This is a genomic window from Streptomyces sp. NPDC029466, from assembly GCF_055574515.1.
The window spans coordinates 264,116-279,798 of sequence record NZ_JBVHZH010000003.1; the positions used below are offsets into that span (position 1 = coordinate 264,116).

The 15,683-nt window shown below is 72.2% G+C and carries 14 protein-coding genes; 7 read left to right on the top strand and 7 right to left on the bottom strand.

Annotated features, from left to right (window positions below):
* Positions 1-108: 108 nt before the first annotated feature.
* Positions 109-1,236 (top strand): tRNA (adenosine(37)-N6)-threonylcarbamoyltransferase complex transferase subunit TsaD, encoded by a 1,128-nt coding sequence (gene tsaD / locus ACZ4XD_RS04760; RefSeq protein WP_468038184.1) that lies wholly within the window; start codon positions 109-111, stop codon positions 1,234-1,236.
* A gap of 15 nt (positions 1,237-1,251) precedes the next feature.
* Positions 1,252-2,010 carry a DUF2470 domain-containing protein gene (locus tag ACZ4XD_RS04765; RefSeq protein ID WP_468038186.1) on the top strand — a complete coding sequence of 253 codons (759 nt, stop codon included), beginning with the start codon at positions 1,252-1,254 and terminating at the stop codon, positions 2,008-2,010.
* Positions 2,011-2,095: 85 nt separating this feature from the next.
* On the opposite strand, the gene ACZ4XD_RS04770 is transcribed toward ACZ4XD_RS04765, so the two are convergent.
* Together ACZ4XD_RS04770 and ACZ4XD_RS04775 are read right to left on the bottom strand one after the other, a co-directional pair.
* Complete coding sequence (locus ACZ4XD_RS04770; RefSeq protein WP_468038188.1) at positions 2,096-3,229, bottom strand: hypothetical protein; 1,134 nt, start codon at positions 3,227-3,229, stop codon at positions 2,096-2,098.
* Positions 3,230-3,610: 381 nt separating this feature from the next.
* On the bottom strand, positions 3,611-4,321 hold the full coding sequence (locus ACZ4XD_RS04775) for a CTP synthase C-terminal region-related (seleno)protein (protein ID WP_468038190.1): 711 nt from the start codon (positions 4,319-4,321) through the stop codon (positions 3,611-3,613).
* A 76-nt stretch (positions 4,322-4,397) separates the two neighbouring features.
* Here ACZ4XD_RS04775 and ACZ4XD_RS04780 point away from each other — a divergent pair, with 76 nt between their 5' ends.
* From ACZ4XD_RS04780 to ACZ4XD_RS04800, 5 genes are all read left to right on the top strand, one after another.
* Positions 4,398-5,300 carry a LysR family transcriptional regulator gene (locus ACZ4XD_RS04780; protein WP_468038192.1) on the top strand — a complete coding sequence of 301 codons (903 nt, stop codon included), beginning with the start codon at positions 4,398-4,400 and terminating at the stop codon, positions 5,298-5,300.
* A gap of 67 nt (positions 5,301-5,367) precedes the next feature.
* Entirely contained in the window at positions 5,368-6,003 is a 636-nt protein-coding gene (locus tag ACZ4XD_RS04785) for a GNAT family N-acetyltransferase (protein WP_468038194.1), read from the top strand.
* A gap of 164 nt (positions 6,004-6,167) precedes the next feature.
* Positions 6,168-7,163, top strand: a complete 996-nt coding sequence (locus ACZ4XD_RS04790) for a DMT family transporter (protein WP_468038354.1) — start codon at positions 6,168-6,170, stop codon at positions 7,161-7,163.
* A 145-nt stretch (positions 7,164-7,308) separates the two neighbouring features.
* Positions 7,309-7,554 carry an RICIN domain-containing protein gene (locus tag ACZ4XD_RS04795; protein ID WP_468038196.1) on the top strand — a complete coding sequence of 82 codons (246 nt, stop codon included), beginning with the start codon at positions 7,309-7,311 and terminating at the stop codon, positions 7,552-7,554.
* A gap of 51 nt (positions 7,555-7,605) precedes the next feature.
* On the top strand, positions 7,606-8,313 hold the full coding sequence (locus tag ACZ4XD_RS04800) for an RICIN domain-containing protein (protein ID WP_468038356.1): 708 nt from the start codon (positions 7,606-7,608) through the stop codon (positions 8,311-8,313).
* Between the two features lie 265 nt (positions 8,314-8,578).
* On the opposite strand, the gene ACZ4XD_RS04805 is transcribed toward ACZ4XD_RS04800, so the two are convergent.
* The 5 genes from ACZ4XD_RS04805 to ACZ4XD_RS04825 form a co-directional block, all read right to left on the bottom strand.
* Entirely contained in the window at positions 8,579-9,253 is a 675-nt protein-coding gene (locus ACZ4XD_RS04805) for a DUF5825 family protein (RefSeq protein ID WP_468038198.1), read from the bottom strand.
* A gap of 48 nt (positions 9,254-9,301) precedes the next feature.
* Complete coding sequence (locus tag ACZ4XD_RS04810; RefSeq protein WP_468038200.1) at positions 9,302-11,236, bottom strand: RiPP maturation radical SAM C-methyltransferase; 1,935 nt, start codon at positions 11,234-11,236, stop codon at positions 9,302-9,304.
* A 260-nt stretch (positions 11,237-11,496) separates the two neighbouring features.
* A complete protein-coding gene (locus ACZ4XD_RS04815; protein ID WP_468038202.1) occupies positions 11,497-13,347 on the bottom strand; it encodes a S9 family peptidase in 1,851 nt (616 codons plus the stop codon).
* Positions 13,344-14,615, bottom strand: coding sequence for an MFS transporter (locus ACZ4XD_RS04820; RefSeq protein WP_468038204.1), 1,272 nt, complete (start codon positions 14,613-14,615; stop codon positions 13,344-13,346). Before ACZ4XD_RS04820 ends, ACZ4XD_RS04815 begins: the two co-directional genes overlap by 4 nt.
* A gap of 512 nt (positions 14,616-15,127) precedes the next feature.
* Positions 15,128-15,505 carry a DUF2267 domain-containing protein gene (locus ACZ4XD_RS04825; protein WP_468038205.1) on the bottom strand — a complete coding sequence of 126 codons (378 nt, stop codon included), beginning with the start codon at positions 15,503-15,505 and terminating at the stop codon, positions 15,128-15,130.
* Positions 15,506-15,683 lie beyond the last annotated feature (178 nt).

Below are 15,683 nucleotides of genomic sequence, written 5' to 3' on the forward strand. Positions count from 1 at the left end.
CCACCCGATAGGGCACGGCACGGACGAGAGGGAACCCTTATTGCATATTCTTCGCAATAACAAGACCGCGGCAATAGTAGGAGTCGTGGTGCGCGAGAAGGGAACGGCATGCAGGGAACGCCCGTGGTGCTGGGCATCGAATCGTCCTGCGACGAAACAGGGGTGGGGCTGGTGCGCGGCGGCCGGCTGCTGGGGCATGCGGTGGCGTCGAGCATGGCGGAGCACGCCCGGTTCGGCGGGGTGGTGCCGGAGATCGCGGCCCGTGCCCATGTCCACGCGTTCACTCCGGTCGTGCAACGGGCGTTGACGGAGGCCGGGTTGCGGCTGTCCGACATCGGGGCGGTCGCGGTGACCACCGGGCCGGGGCTCTCCGGCGCGCTGCAGGTCGGGCTGGCCGGTGCGAAGGGGCTGGCGTATGCGCTGGGCGTTCCGCTGTACGGCGTGCACCACTTGGCGGGTCATGTCGCCGCCGACACCTTGGCGCACGGGCCGCTGCCCGACCCCTGCGTGGTGCTGATCGTCTCCGGCGGCCACACCTCGCTGCTGCTCGTCCGCGATCTGGCCCGCGATCCGATCACCCACCTCGGCGACACCCTCGACGACGCGGCGGGCGAGTGCTTCGACAAGGTCGCGCGGGTCTTCGGGCTGCCGTATCCCGGCGGGCCGGCCATCGACCGGGCGGCGCGCGAGGGCGACGCCCGCGCGGTCACCTTCCCCCGGCCGCTCACCGGGCCGCACGACGATCCGTATGCCTTCTCGTTCTCCGGGCTGAAGACCGCCGCGGCACGGTGGGCGGAGCGGCACCGGGGACAGGCCCTGCCGGTGGCCGACGGGGCTGCCGCGCTTCAGGAGGCGATCGCCGAGGTGCTGACCCGTAAGGCGGTCGCCGCCTGCACCGCACACGGGGTCGACACCCTCGTCGTGGTCGGCGGGGTCGCCGCCAACTCCCGGGTGCGGGCGCTGGCGGAGGAACGGTGCGCGGCGGCCGGCCTCACCCTGCGCGTCCCGCCGCTGAAGCTGTGCACCGACAACGGCGCGATGATCGCCGCCATCGGGGACCTCCTGGTCCGGGCGGGCGCCGCACCCGCGCCCCTCGATGTCTCGATCGACCCGTCGGCACCCCTGGAGTACGCGGCACTCCACCCGGTCGCCCGGCCCCTCACGGGAAAGGCCGGGACCGCGCCCGTCCGCCTCCCCACCAGGCCCGCTCGGACTGATAAGGTAAGCCTTACCTAACCTTCAGGAGTCTGTATGCGTATCTTCGGTGGTGCGGAGCGGCAGCCGACCAGCGCCGAGAGAGTCCGGGCGATCCTGGCCTCGGCGCACTCGATGACGATGGTGGCCGAGGGCCGCAGCACCGAGGTGTCCCGCGGAAACGGGCCGGGAGCGAGACAGCACGTCCACCTGCACCCCTCCCCCGCGGACGCCGGTCTCACCGGCGCGGCCGGGGCGGGTGAACGGGTGCCCGCCACCCTGCAGTTCACGGATGTCGCCCCGCTTCCCGTGCGTGACCGGGTGCGTGCACGCGTCACCGTGATGGGGTGGCTGACCTCCCGGGACAAGGCGGCCTCGCCCGCCGGTGACTGCATGGAGTTCGCCACCGCGGTGCTCGAAACGTCAATGTGCAAGGCCCGCATCGGTCTTGACGACTTGATGGCCGCCCCCGCGGACCCCTTGGCCACCTATGAAGCCGACATCCTCACCCACCTGGCCGAGGAACACAGTCACTACATCCCGCTTCTGCTGCGACTGGTGGAGCCCCGCTTCCTGCAACTCATGGAACGTGTGGTGCCGCTGGCCATCGATCGCTACGGCATCAGCCTCCGCGTGGAGTACCCGCTCGGCCACCGCGACGTCCGGCTGCCCTTCCACAAGACGCTCACCGACGCCGGTCAATTCAGCATTCAGCTCCAGGCGCTGCTCACCACCGCCCGGCGCTGCTCACACGGCGGTCGGCTGCTCAGCGAAGTACGCGAGCCGGACGAGAACGCGATATCGCGCCGCGGCTGAACGGGTCGGGGCGCCCGGCGCCGGCTTGCTCGCCGGGCGCCCCGGTGTCACATACGGCGCCTGAGGCCCGTCACCGGGACCGGCGTCAGGGCCGGTATGCCTGCCGCAGGGCACACGTCCAGATGACGGCGCGGGTGGTCGCCCCGGCATCGGCCGCGGAGCCGCCGACGCGCTGGTCGTCGCTGACGGCGTACGCGTGGGAGGCGCCCTCCGGGGAGAGCCGGGGCAGTGCCAGCAGGGGGCCGGTGCCCGGCCATATCTGCGCCTGCTCCGGGGGCGCCGTCTCCGGCGGGAAGGGCCCGACGATGTGGCTGTCCGAGGCGGTGCCCACACTCACGTTGGTGGTGGGGCTGATGGCTTCGAAGGTGCCGCTGGTGCGCTCCCCGAGCAGCCCCGGTTCGCTCTCGGTCGTGTACGGGGGCAGCCACTGGGTGGGAGTCCGGGTGTCCAGCCGGGTGAAGTCGTGGGTGCCCACGATGCGTCCGGTGCGGTCGATGTCACGGGGGGACCAGAAGTCGTAGGGCACTCCAGCGGGCCAGAACCGCTGGAGCGGTACGGCCGCGGCGCCCCTCCCGGCGGGCCAGACGAGGCCCGCCGACCACGACTCGTCGTCCTTGACGGCCTCACCGGAACCGGCGATCTGTCCCGCGTTGTTGAGGGCGGTGACCGAGGACAGCGAGTAGCCGGCCGGCGGCGCGAGCCGGCGTCGGATCCGCGTGCCTTCCCATTCGAGGCCGATGAGCGTGCCGTCCTTGAACACGTCACCGACGATCCGACCCTGGTCGTTGACGTCCGCCGCGTGGCCCCCTTCCGGCAGCAGGGTCACCGCGCGGGCGCCGGCCCGGAAGCTGAAGGCGGCGGTACGGCCCGCGCCGCGCAGCGAACCGACCATCAGCCCCTTCGCGTTGACGGCCGCGACCTCACCGCCGGTGAATCCGGCGGGCAGCGGTACGCGGTGGACCCGGGTCCCCGTCCAGTAGACGGGCAGCCCGCGCGATGCCCCCACCGCCAGGGCTTTCGGCCCGAGTCCCTTGACCTGGCTGTCGCCTGTGCCCGGCAGAGAGGCCAGGACCTGGAGGGCGGGCCGGCAGTCCGCGGGCTTACGGGCGCCGTCGGTGGGCCGGCCCGACGAGGCGGGCGCCGGACTCGCCGTCAGCAGGGGCATGAGGAACGCGGTCGCGACCACCGCCACCGCGGCACGGATAGGTCTTCGCATCATGGTCTCCGTTTCCGAGAACACGGGAAGGTCCCCCGTCGGCACCTCAAGGAGCCGGTGCATGACGGGAAGGACCCGGCAACGCCGGACTGGAGCTGTTCGTTCGGTGCGCTCACGGGAGAGAAGGAGGCCGAGCACCGGATCTCACGGCCGCGCGGAGCGGTTGCCCCGCCCCCGGCCGCCTTGGGCACGCCACACACACGTCCGTGACGTACCGAGAACTCCCCCAACCTCCCTGGATGGGAGGTTTCCGCGGACCGGCCCCTTTCCTACCGCACCCGTGACCGGTGGGGACGACTCCGCCGCCCAATGGCCGGAACTCGTCCGGGAGTGTCCGGGTCCGTTCCGGGAGCGGCCGGCTCCCTATGGGCCGGCCCGGTGCGCTCATCGTGTGCCGGCGTGGTCCACGGCAGCCGAGGCCAGGCCGGTGATCAGCGGGTGCGCCCGGGTGCCGCCGCCGTCCAGCTCGGGCTGGAAGAGGGTGGCCAGGAAGAAGGGGTGGGCGGGCAGTTCGGCGATGCGCGGGTCGCCGGATTCATCGGTGCCGGTGAAGGCCAGTCCATGTGCCCGCAGGACATCGAGGTAGCCGGGGTGGGGGCCGTAGTTGCAGTGATAGCGGGCCGGCGTACGGTCGGCGCCGAGGAGTTGGGCGGCCCGGGAGCCCGACGTGACCTTGACGATGCCTTCGTGGCCGACCAGGGAGCAGGCGAGCGGGACGATGACGGCGTCCTCGTCAGCGGTTTCCGGGACGTTCTCGGCGTGGCCGGCGCGGGGCACGCCGCAGACGCTGCGGGCGAATTCCAGCAGCGCGTGCTGGAAGCCGCCGCAGGTGCCCAGAAAGGGGATGCCGGCTTCGCGTGCGGCCCGGATCGCTGCCAGGACGCCGCTCTCGCTGCGGTAGGGACTGCCGGGCAGCACCCAGACCGCGTCGAAGCCGTCCATGCCCTGGCCGGCGTCCTGGGTGGGGATCCAGTAGGCGTCCAGATCCAGCCCGTCCCGCACCCGCAGCGCCTCCAGCAGGCCGGGGATACGGGCATGGGACCGGATGGCGTCGGAGCGGTCGCCGACCAGGGCGATACGTGCGGTGGGGTTCATGGCGACGATCCTGCAACCCGGGGCGCATCAGGTCCAACGATGATGTGTGCACCCGTCATTAGCGATCCTGATGCCCATGGATCCCCATTTGCTGCGCACCTTCGTCGCGGTGCTCGACCACCGCTCGTTCTCCGTCGCCGCCTCGGCCCTCGGCTATACGCAGTCCGCGGTCTCCCAGCACATCGCCGCCCTCGAAGCCGATCTGGGAACCCGGCTGGTCGAACGCCGCCCGGTGGCTCCCACCCCGGCCGGAGCCCGGCTGATGGAGCACGCTCCCGCCCTGCTGCTGCGCCTGGACGCGGCCCGCACCGACATCTCCCGCCTGCGGCAGGCCCGCTCCACCCACCTGACCCTGGCCTGCTCGCCCGCCAGTCTGACGCCCGCTATCACCCAGACCCTGGCCCAACTGCGCGCCGACGCCCACTCGTTGGAGCTGGAGGTGCATACGCTGGGCCGGGAGGCGGTGCTCGCGGAGGTGCTCACCGGACGCGCCGACCTCGGCCTCGTCGACGGCGCCGCCGCCCCCAGCGACCCGCTCCCGCTGCCCGACCTCGGGCCGGCCACCACCCTCGCCGCGGCCGAGGAGCCCCTGGCCGTGCTCTTCCCGGACCACCATCCCCTGGCACGGCGCCGCACAGTGCGCCTGACCGACCTGGCACAAGCCCACTGGATCGACGCCCCGGACACCGCGATACCCCTCGACCGGCTGCGCGACCTCTGCCGCACCGACGGCTTCCGTGCGCGGATCCGGCACCGCGGCACCGACCTGCACGGTCTCGCCGCACTCGCCACCACCGGCCACGGCCTCACCGCCCTCCCGCTCCCCCTCGCCACGGCCCTCGGCGGCACCGCCGTGCCGGTGGCGGAGCCCCGGCTGATCCACCGCACCGAACTCGTCCACGCCGCCAACCCCTCGGAAATGGCCCGGCGGTTGGCCGAGCTCATCAGCGGTGACCACTCGCGCCGTGGAGCGGGGTAGCCGTCCGTTGCCACGGGCCACGCCACACCCGAGCCCCCGCGCCACTCAAGATCATCCAGGGTGCAGAATGACCCGTATGCCGATAACGAACCGGAACAACCCCACAAACACCCCGATGACGGCCGCGCTCGACGACGCGCCGGTCATCAGCCGTATCCTCGCCGACGCCTTTGACGACGACCCGATGATGCGCTGGTTCTTCCCCGACGACGCCACCCGTCCGGCAGGGCTCGTCCGTTACTTCAGCACCCTCTTCACCCGGCAGTACGGCCGGCACGGCGTGTGTGAGCGCACCGGGGCGGCGGCTGCTTTCTGGGTGCAACCGGAGGCGCTGGCCAAGGCCGTGCCCGACGCGGAGACCGTCGAGGAGCTCCAGGACATCCTGGGCGACCGGGCCGCCCTCTTCCGGGAGGCCGTCGAAGCGGCGGCCGAGCACGCCCCGCAGGAACCGCAGTGGCATCTGGCGGTGCTCGGCGCCGACCCCGCAGCGCAGGGCCAGGGGCACGGGGCCGCCCTGCTGCGCTCGGGGCTGGCCAAGGCCGACGCGGCGGGTCTGCCCGTCGCCCTGGAGTCGTCGAAGCGGTCCAACCTTCCGTTCTACGAGCACTTCGGGTTCACCGTGCGGCAGGAGCTCCAGCTGCCGGGCGGCGGGCCGACGTTGTGGGCGATGCGACGCGAGCCGCGCCGATCGGGCGATGCCTAGGGACACGCTCCAGGGCGGTCCGGGAAGCTGCGCGGGTCGGCATGGCCCGGCCGGCCCCGGTATTCGCTTGTCAGTGCGGTGCGGCCTCTAACAAGCTGGCGGCTCATGTGCGCGCGCAGGGCGTACGCAACGAGCTTGGGGAGGACACCGGAGTGAGCCGGCGGGTGGGAACAACAGCGGTGGACGGCGATGCCGGGTCAGGGAGCCGGGCCAACGGGCGAGCGCTCGCTGCGGCCTCCGTCACCGTGGTGCTGTGGGCGTCGTCGTTCATCGCGATCCGTAGTTCCGCTGCGGATTTCGGGCCGGGCGCGCTCGCGCTGGGCCGGCTGGTGGTGGCGTCCGTCGTGTTGAGCGCCCTCCTGCTGGCCCGGCGTGGTGGATTCCCGGCCCGCGAGGCCTGGCCGGGCATCCTCGCCTCCGGAGTCCTGTGGTTCGGCGCGTACATGGTCGCGTTGAACTGGGGTGAGCGGCATGTGGATGCCGGCACGGCTTCCCTCGTCGTCAATGTCGGGCCGATCCTGATGGCGCTGCTGGGCGGGTGGCTGCTGAAGGAGGGCTTTCCGCCGAAGCTGATGGCGGGCATGGCGGTGTCGTTCGCCGGGGCCGTGGTGGTCGGACTGTCCATGTCCGGTGGGGGCACGTCGTCTCTCGTCGGCGTACTGCTGTGTCTGTTCGCGGCGCTGGCGTACGCGGTGGGTGTGGTGCTTCAGAAGCCGACCCTGAAGCACGCCACACCGATGCAGGTGACGACGTTCGGCGCGCTCGCCGGAGCGGTGGCCTGTCTGCCGTTCGCCGGGCAGTTGGTGTCCCAGGTGAGCCGGGCCCCGCTCTCGGCGACCTTGCAGATGGTGTACCTGGGGGTGTTCCCGACCGCCCTTGCGTTCACCACGTGGGCCTATGCGGTGTCCCGTACGACCGTCGGGAAGATGGGTGCCACGACGTACGCGGTACCGGTGCTGGTCGTCTTCCTGTCGTGGCTGTTCCTCGGCGAGATACCCGGCTGGCTGACGCTCCTCGGTGGTCTCCTCTGCCTGTCCGGGGTGGCGGTGTCGCGGATGCGGGGGAAGGCGCAGCCGCGGGTCCCGGAGGACGCACCAGGCAGTGGTGCGGGCGCGCGGGCGGAGGAGCCGGCGGAGTCCGCGCGGCGCACTGCCGGCTGAGCACTGCCGCCGGGGCATCGGGGGCGATAGCGTGCGGAACACGGTGGACCATCCCACCAACACTCCGATCAGATAAGGGGGTTGTTCTGGCATGAAACCGACCGGACACAGCGGTTTACGCAGAACACTCACCGTCTTCATCGCCGTGCTCACCGTCGCCCTCGGCCTGACCACACAGACCGGGACGGCCCGGGCCGATGACGGCTCGGGCCTGAACGGTCTGACGTTCACCTCGGTCAACAACGGCCGGAACCTGGATGTGCAGAACGGCAACACCGGGGACGGTGTCTTCATCGTCACCAACTCCGCGCCGGGCTACCACCAGAAGTGGAACGCCGGCCTTCAGGCCGATGGCTCGTTCACCCTCGTCAACGACGCCACGGGCAAGTGAGTCGGAGCGGGCTATCCGCTCAGGCAGCAGACCTGTTCCGGAGCGTCCGGTCTGCGCTGGTACTTCCAACCCGTGAGCGGCACCAGCGACACTTTCATGATCCGCAACGCCGGTGACAACAAGTGCGTCGACGTCGTGCTGGGCGCCCAGTACAACGACGCATGGACCCAGACCTACGGCTGCAACGGCAGCAAGGCGCAGCAGTGGAGGATCCCCTCGTCGGCCACCGGCGCCGTGTTCAAGGCCGCGGTGACCTACGCGTCGAAGCGCTGCCAGAAGGACGCCGCGACCTGCTCGTGGACGAAGGGCTCGCAGGCCCCGGCCGAGCCGCTTCCCAAGCAGTGCGTCTCTCCCGTCTGGTACAACGGCACCGAGGCGCCGGTGCCCTGGACGTTCTCGCTGAGCACCTCCAGCGGCTGGTCGAGCCAGCTCGGGGTGTCCTTCACCTCCACTCTCGGCACCGGCATGGCGAGCCCGGTGCAGACCAGCGTCAGCCTCACCCTCTCCGGCCAGGTCACCTACGATCTGCGGACGGATCTCGGCAACAGCCTGGTGATCAGCGTGCCGTCGCATCAGTACGGCTGGGTGGCGCTGTCGGAGCTGGCGACGAAGGTGACCGGTGAGTGGACCTTCGACGCGAACGGCTTCCCGTGGAAGGCGCAGGACACGGTCACGGTTCCGCTGCGCAACGATGACCAGGGCCGTGCCAGCATCTATCTGGCGCAGACCAGCCCGGACTTCACGAACTGCAACGGCTGAGCCAGAAGGCGGGCCCGCACGGGTCGTGCGGGCCCACCCTGAAGCGGACGCGGCCTGGGAGCACACGGATGTGAAGGTCTCGGCGTCATCCGGCCACCCGGGCCGGATCGTCGTCGTCGAGCGGAGCGAACCGGACAGCCATCCGAACCCCCGTGCTGTCTCAGGACCGACATCGGAACCCGGCAGCATGCCACGAGACGTTCGGCGGATACCTGCCGCATCCGCCGAACCGGAGCTGTGCAGGCGCCGGCGCTCCGCGCGGTCCTCAGACGGCCATCGCCTCCTGGATCCACCGGTTCACCCGGTACGGGAGCCACCACAGCAGCGGCCCCGTGCGGGAGACCAGGCGCTCCGCCAGGAAGTCGGCGGCAATGGCCGGGGGGACGTCCCGGAGCGGTGCCCCGTAGGAGAGCTGGGCGATCGCCTGCTGGTATGCGGGCTCCTCGGCGGTGAAGCGGCGCAGTTCGCCCCAGCGGCGGTCGCGGATCTGGACGAAGCCGGGGCCCTGGCGCCACAGGCACTTGCAGAGATAGTGCCCGTTGCGCCACTCGGCCAGCGCGGCCGCGGGGTCGGCGGGGCCGGTGAGGGTACGGGGCGGCTGGAGGTGGCTGAGGTCGCGCCAGCCGTCATCGGGCTCCGGGGGCAGCCGCAGCTGCCACTGCACCAGTACGGCACGGGCGGTCAGATCGCGGATCAGGCACAGGCTCCGGACGGCCCGGTCGGCGTCGGCGAGGTCGTCGACCGCGGTGAGATCGATCTCCCCGGTGAACTCCACCCGGCGGGCCCCGAGTTCCCACAGCCGGGCGGCCTGGTCGTCCGGCGGCGCGGTCAGGTCGACGGCGCCCAGGCTCATGCCCGGCAGGGCGCAGGCGTCCTTGTCGTAGTCGCGCCAGGCGTGGAGGGTCAGCGCTCGGGAGGAGGGGGCGGCGGTGCTGATCATGGCGTTCTCCTGCGGGGCATCAGAGTCCTGCTACGGGCCGGGCGGGGATCAGACGTGGGCGACGAGGGCTCGGGCGTCGTCGTCGGGCCGCTCCGGCCGGGCTGCCGCGGCGTGGGTGTGCCGCATGAAGTCGAGGCGCAGCAGGTCCTCGTTGACGGCGGCCGGTGCCAGGTGGACGTACTGGCCGCCGTCGGTGAAGACCAGCCCGAGCGTCACCCAGTGCTGGAGGAGGGCGTGGACGGCGGCCTCGTCGACGGGGTGCTCGGGGAGCCGGGCGGCGAGCTTGCGGGTCAGCGCGGCGGGGGCGTGCGGCTGGTCGAGCAGCCGGAAGGCGGCGATCTCGATGGGTGCGGTGAGTTCCAGGGCGCCCCAGTCGAAGGCGCGCCGGCGGCTGACGAGCACGATGCGGTCGCCGAGGTCCGCGTGGGTGAGTCTGCTGTCCGCGTGGTACTTCTTCCAGGCGGCGAGGGCGTCGTTGAGCGCGGTGACGGTGGGCTTGGTGATGCCACGTTCGGGCGCCTCGAAGACGTAGGCCATATCGAGGAGTTCGGATTCGGGCAGGTCGTACGTGAAGCGGTAGTGCTCCTCGGGGCGCAGACCGGTGAAGCCGAGTTCAGGGCGGTTGAAGTACGGGCTGAAGCGTTCGATGGCGATTCGGGCGGACAGGTCGACCGGCGGGTCGAGATGTTCCAGGGCCGGTATCTGGGCGATGACGGGCTCGTAGTCCGAGGCGCTCTCCCCGGGGAAGCCGTGGAGGTAGTTCCAGGAGACGGAGAGCCCGGTCTCGGCTCCGTCCCGGAGCATGCGGACGTTCTGGCAGCCGCTGACGCCCTTGTCCATCAGGTCCAGCACCCGGCTGTTGAGGCTCTCGATGCCCGGCTGAACGTAGATCATCCCGGCCTGGGCGAGGGTGCGCAGCTGGGTCCTGCGCATATTGGCCTTGATCTCGATGTGCATCCGCAGGTCGTAGCCGCTGTCGATGATGCGGGGCAGGACGGTGGTGAGGTAGCCCATGTCGAGGATGTTGTCGACGAGGTACATGTCCAGCACCCGGTGCCGGCGGGCCAGCTCCATGATCTCTTCGTAGAAGGTCTCCGGGCTCTTGCTGCGGAACTGCATGAAGGAGCCGTTGAGTCCGCAGAAGGTGCAGTGGTGCTTCTCCCCCCACCAGCAGCCGCGGGCCCCCTCGACGACGAGTTTGGGCTCCACCCAGTTGCGGGCGACGGAGGACGCCAGTCGCTCGAAGTAGCCGCTGTAGTCGGGCGGCAGGATGGTCGCGGGCGGCAGCGGTCTGGTGCTCATCGGGTTCGCGACGCTTTCGCCGTCGGTGTCGCGGTGGCACAGCCCGGGGACGGCGGACAGGTCGCCGCCCTCGTCGAGCGCGGTGAGCAGCTGGGGGAAGGCGGCCTCGCCCTCGCCGCGGACCACGAAGTCCACGAACGGGAAGTTGCGGTGGGTGGCGTGGCCCTGCTCGGCGTCGCAGTTGGCGCCGCCCATGACGGTTCTGATGTGCGGGGCGAGGCGTTTGACGTACTTGGCGGCGGCGAGCGCGGCGGTGTTCTGCTGGAAGGTGGAGGTGAAACCGACGACGTCGGGGCCGGCCGCGACGATCCGCTCGGCGGTCTCCCGCACGAACTCCGGTACCACGCGGTGCAGTTGCTTGGACATCTCCAGCCGTTCCTCGCGCAGTTTGCCGCGCATCGAGGCGGTGAACTCCTTCACCCGCCACTCGGGGTCGTCGTAGAGGGCGGAGGAGAACACCCAGTCGCCGCATCCCATGAAGTACGAGGAGAGTGCGTAGTACTGGTAGTCGTCCGCGGTGAACTCGGTCCGCCGGGTGATCCAGTCGGTGAACTCCAGGTTCGCGTGCAGGACATCGGCCCGGCCGGAGGTGCGCTCGTCGACGCTTCGTCTCAGGATGCCGAGGGCGAGGGACGGCAGGTCGATCGGGGACCAGGGCATGTTGACCAGCAGGACGCGCATGGCGGCTCCTCGTGCGACGGGTGGGGTGGGAGGTGGCCGGCGGCCGGCCGGTGCGGTGCGGCGGTCCGGCCGGCCCGGTGTGTCACCGGGCCGGCCGGGGAGGGTCAGTCCTCCTCGGTGTCCTCGGCATTACGGAACGGGACGGTCACCGTGACACCGATGCTCGGTCTGCGGTTCTCCTCGTCACCCGCGAGCGGGTCGTTGTGGATGATGTCCTTCTGCATGCTGCTTCTCCTCTTCTGCCGGTTGCGGAACGGTTCTTACGCTCCGGGGGCCCCGGACGGGCCGGTGCCTCCGGAGACCCCGTCCACCGGGGGACGGGGGGTTCGGTGGGCCGCGGGAACGCGGCGCAGATGCTGGTCCAGAAAGCCCAGCGCGCGGTGCAGTACGGCCACGTGGTGGGCGCCGGTGTAGCCGTCGTGGCCGGTCTCCAGCCACATCGACTCGTGTGCCGCCCCGGCCCGCCGCAGTGCGCCGAGGTAGCTCCGTACCTGGCCGGGCGGGCATTTGGCGTCGAGGGTGGCGGCGATCACCAGCAGCGGGGCACGGACGTCGGCGGCGTAGTGGAGGGGTGAGCTCCGGGCGTAGCGCTCGGGCACGGTGTCCGGCGTGCCGCCGAACAGCCGCTCGTCCAGGGCCCGCAGGGCGGGGGTACCGGTGCGGTACGCCGCCGCGCAGTCGGCGACGGGTTTGACGGCGACGCCCGCCTGCCAGAGGTCCGGCCGGGTGCCGAGCGCGAGCAGGGCCAGATAGCCGCCCCAGGAGGTGCCCCACAGGCCGATCGCGTCCGCGCGGGCCAGGCCGCGGCGGAGCAGATCGCCGCGGACCGCGACGAGGTCGGCGACCTGGGTGAGCCCGACGCCCGCGCCGTACGCGGCGCGCCAGCGGGGGCCGTAGCCGGTGGAGCCGCGGTAGTTGACCCGGGCTACGGCGAACCCGGAAGCGACCAGGGAGTGCACCTCCGGGTCGTAGGCGTCACGGTCGTGGTCGGCGGGACCGCCGTGCACCAGGAAGACCAGCGGGGGCCGGCGGCCGGTGACCGGTTCCGGTTCGCTGAGCAGGGTGTGCACGGGCCCGTCCGGGCCGGGGGTCCACAGTTCACGGTGCCGGCCGGGCGCGGGGGTCGGCAGGGTGGCGAGCTCCGGGAGACGGGTGCCGGCGGTGGAGCACATCCGGGGCGGGGTGGCGCTGTCGGTCCAGAGGTAGTGCACCTCGTCGCCCGGGTGCGGCGCGGCGTCGAGCAGGGTGCCGGGCGGGGACGGTACCGGGGTCAGGGTGCGCCGGTCGAGGTCGGCCGCGGCGAGGGTGGAACGCCCGTGGCGGTCCTGGCGGATGAGGACGCGGCGCCCCACGGGGTACCAGCGCGCGGTGATCTCGGTGTCGAAGCAGCACCAGTCCTGGGGCACCAGCCCGCTGCCGGGCCGCCATGTCGCCAGCCGGTAGCGGTCGTCGTGCTCCTGGACCAGCAGCAGTTCGGTGCCTGCCGGGGACGGTGCGAAGCCGAGCGCCCAGAGCCGGCCGTGGTGGCCGGAGAGCTGGTCGAGCACCGACCCTGAGCAGGTCACAAGCGTGACCGCCCGGTCGGAGCCGGCCGCCCCGGACACGGCCAGCAGCCCGCCCGAGGGCGAGATGCCGGTCAGCAGCGCCTGCCCGTCGACGGTCCACACCTGCCGTGCCGGACCGCCCGGCCTCCCGAGATGGACGGTCATTCCGCTGCCGTCCCCGAGGCCGAGGGCCACGGTCCCGGCGTCGCTGACGGCGAGGCCGTGCGGGCGGCCCGGCGGCAGGCCGGTCAGGCCCGGCCGCCGCGCTCCGCCCTCGAAGTCCTGGAAGTACCACAGGCCGTGGCCGTGGCGGTCCTCCGCGAACCACCACACCCGGGCGTCGGCGTCGAGGGCGCAGTGCAGGGTGCCGTGCGGGCTGTCGGTGACCTGGCGCGCGGTGCCGGTGGCGGCGTTCCAGGTGAAGATCTCGCAGCGGCCGTCGGCGTCCGCGGCCAGCGCCATCCGCGCCGGGTCGCGTGGACAGACCTCGGGCAGCGCCGGGTGGTAGACCCGGAAGCCGGTGCCGGACGGCGGCAGTGCGGTGAGGTGTGCCGTGGGCGTGCTCATGCGGGCTCCGAATCGGCGCAGCGGGTGCGGGCCGGTGCCACGCAGGTCGTGTGGAGCGCGAGCACGGCCAGCAGCGCGGCGCAGCCCATGAGGGTGACGGCGGCCCCGGCCCGGTCGGCGGACAGCCCGGCCAGGGCGGGCGCCACGGCGGCGGCCGCGCCCGACACGGTGGCCATAACGGTCCCGGTGCGGGCCTGGAGTCCGGGTGGGACGGCCTGGATGATCCGGGCCTGCAGCGCCACGGTGGCCACCGGCGTCAGCAGACACAGCAGACCGAAGAGCAGGCCGAAGTGCCAGGCGTCGCGGGCCATCGCGAGGGCCGCGGCGGGCGGCACCATCAGCCAGGAGACCGTCACCAGCATCCGGCCCGCGGAGCGCCGGCCGGCGATCCGGGGTGCGGCGAGCGATCCGGCCAGACCGGCCGCTCCGGCGAGCGCGAGGACCAGGCCCAGCGGTGCCGCGCCCCGGCCGTCGTGCTGAAGCGCGAACACCGTCGTGTAATACAGCGCGACGAGCAGGGCGTTGACGGCCGAGATCCACAGGAGCGCCAGCCGCAGGAAGGGTTCGCGGCGGATCAGCGCCAGTCCGGCCGCTGCTTCGGCGGCCCGGGACCGCAGCCCTCGGCGTACCGCTCCGGCCGGAGCCTTCTGCTCACGGGGCGCAGCGAGGCTCGCCCGCATGGCGCCGATACAGCCCGCCGCCACGGCATAGGAGAGGGCGTCCGCGAGGAACGGCAGCCAGCGTTCGGCGTGGAAGAGCAGCCCGCCCAGTGCGGGCCCCAGCACGAGGGCGCCCCGCTCCCCCGCCTGTAATCGGGACAGGACCCGCCGGTACTCCCCGGGCGGGCACACCAGGGCGACGGTGCCGAGCGCCGCGGCCTCGTAGCAGGACGTCGCGCACCGCTCGACGAGCACGGCGGCGATGAGCACCGCCAACGGGACCGGGCCCGCCGCGACGGCGACGGTGACCCCGGCCATCGCGGCGGCGGAGACCAGTGCGGAGCCCACCATCAGACGCTTGCGGGCCCCGCGGTCGGCGGGGACGGCGGCGAACGGGCCGAGCAGCAGGGTCGCGACCGCGGAGAGTCCGGCGAGGGCCCCGACCTCGGCGGGTGACCGGCCGAGGGTCAGCAGCAGCAACGGCAGGACCAGCCCGGAGGTCTGGCTGCCCAGGGCGTCGCAGGTGCCCGCCCACCAGAACAGCCGGATGTCGCGGCGGACGTGGGGCAGCGGTGCGGCCGGTGCCACCGCCGGCGCGGTCCCGGTCATCAGGGACGGCCCGGGGCCGGTCGCGCGGCGCCGCGGCGGGCAGCGCCGTGCGTGGTCCGTGCCGGGCGTGGCATACGGGCGCCGGTGCGGCCGGGGTGCGTACGGCCGCTGGTGCGGCCGCGTGTCGGGCCGTCCGCCGGCACGCCCCGGGAGGAGACGCGCGGTAAGCCGTAGGGTGCGCCGCCTGCCGGGGATTCCGTTGACCGTTCCATGCGAAGCCACCTCACACATGTGGGCAGATCATGAAGATCAACCACACCAATAGGTCAACTTACGGAGGAAATGTGCCCGAATCGTGCCGGAGCTTAGCCAGACAGTGACGCGAGCCACAAGGTGTGTGCGAGGAACACCTTCAAGCGGAACGGCGGGGCAGACGGATCGGGTGGGGCTCGCCCGGTTACCCCCTCGGGAGCTACGCCGACCGGCCAGGCTGTCCGTCCCCACCCCTCAGCCGGTGGCGTGTTGGCCGATATTGCGGCCCACTCGCCACGCGCGGGCCGTGGAGCCGGCCGTCAGCGCGTGGCCTCCACCAACTGCGCGTACTCCTTGCCGAGTTGCGACATGGCGTGCTCGAACTCCTTGCGGGAGATGGCCTCTTGGAGCGTGCCGAGGACCGCCCGTACACCGCGGTCGGCTTCCGACGCGGACAGGCCGGTGCGCGCCCGCACCCTGCGGATCGACTCGTCCGGCCCGAAGATCTCCATCTCCCGCCGCTCCCGCTTCAGCGAGACACGCAGCGGCTCGGGAAGTTCGAGGGCCAGATCGCGGGCTTCGCCGTCGCTCAGACGCAGGGCCAGCGTTTCGAGGGTGGCGCGGGTGAGATCGGCCCCCTCTTGCCGCGAGAGCCCCGCGCGCTCCGCCACTGCCCGGAAGAACTCCTTGTCGTCCATGCGAGCCTCCACATCGGAATCGGGGGATGGGCGAGGGAGGCACCTCACCCACCACCTTGCCACGATCCCCCGCCCACCGTCGGCCCACCACCGGCTGCACCCGCGCACCCACCGAACGTCACCGACGGAGGCCGCCTGACCTGCGGTGATTGCGGTCAGACGGCAGCTGCGCGAGCCC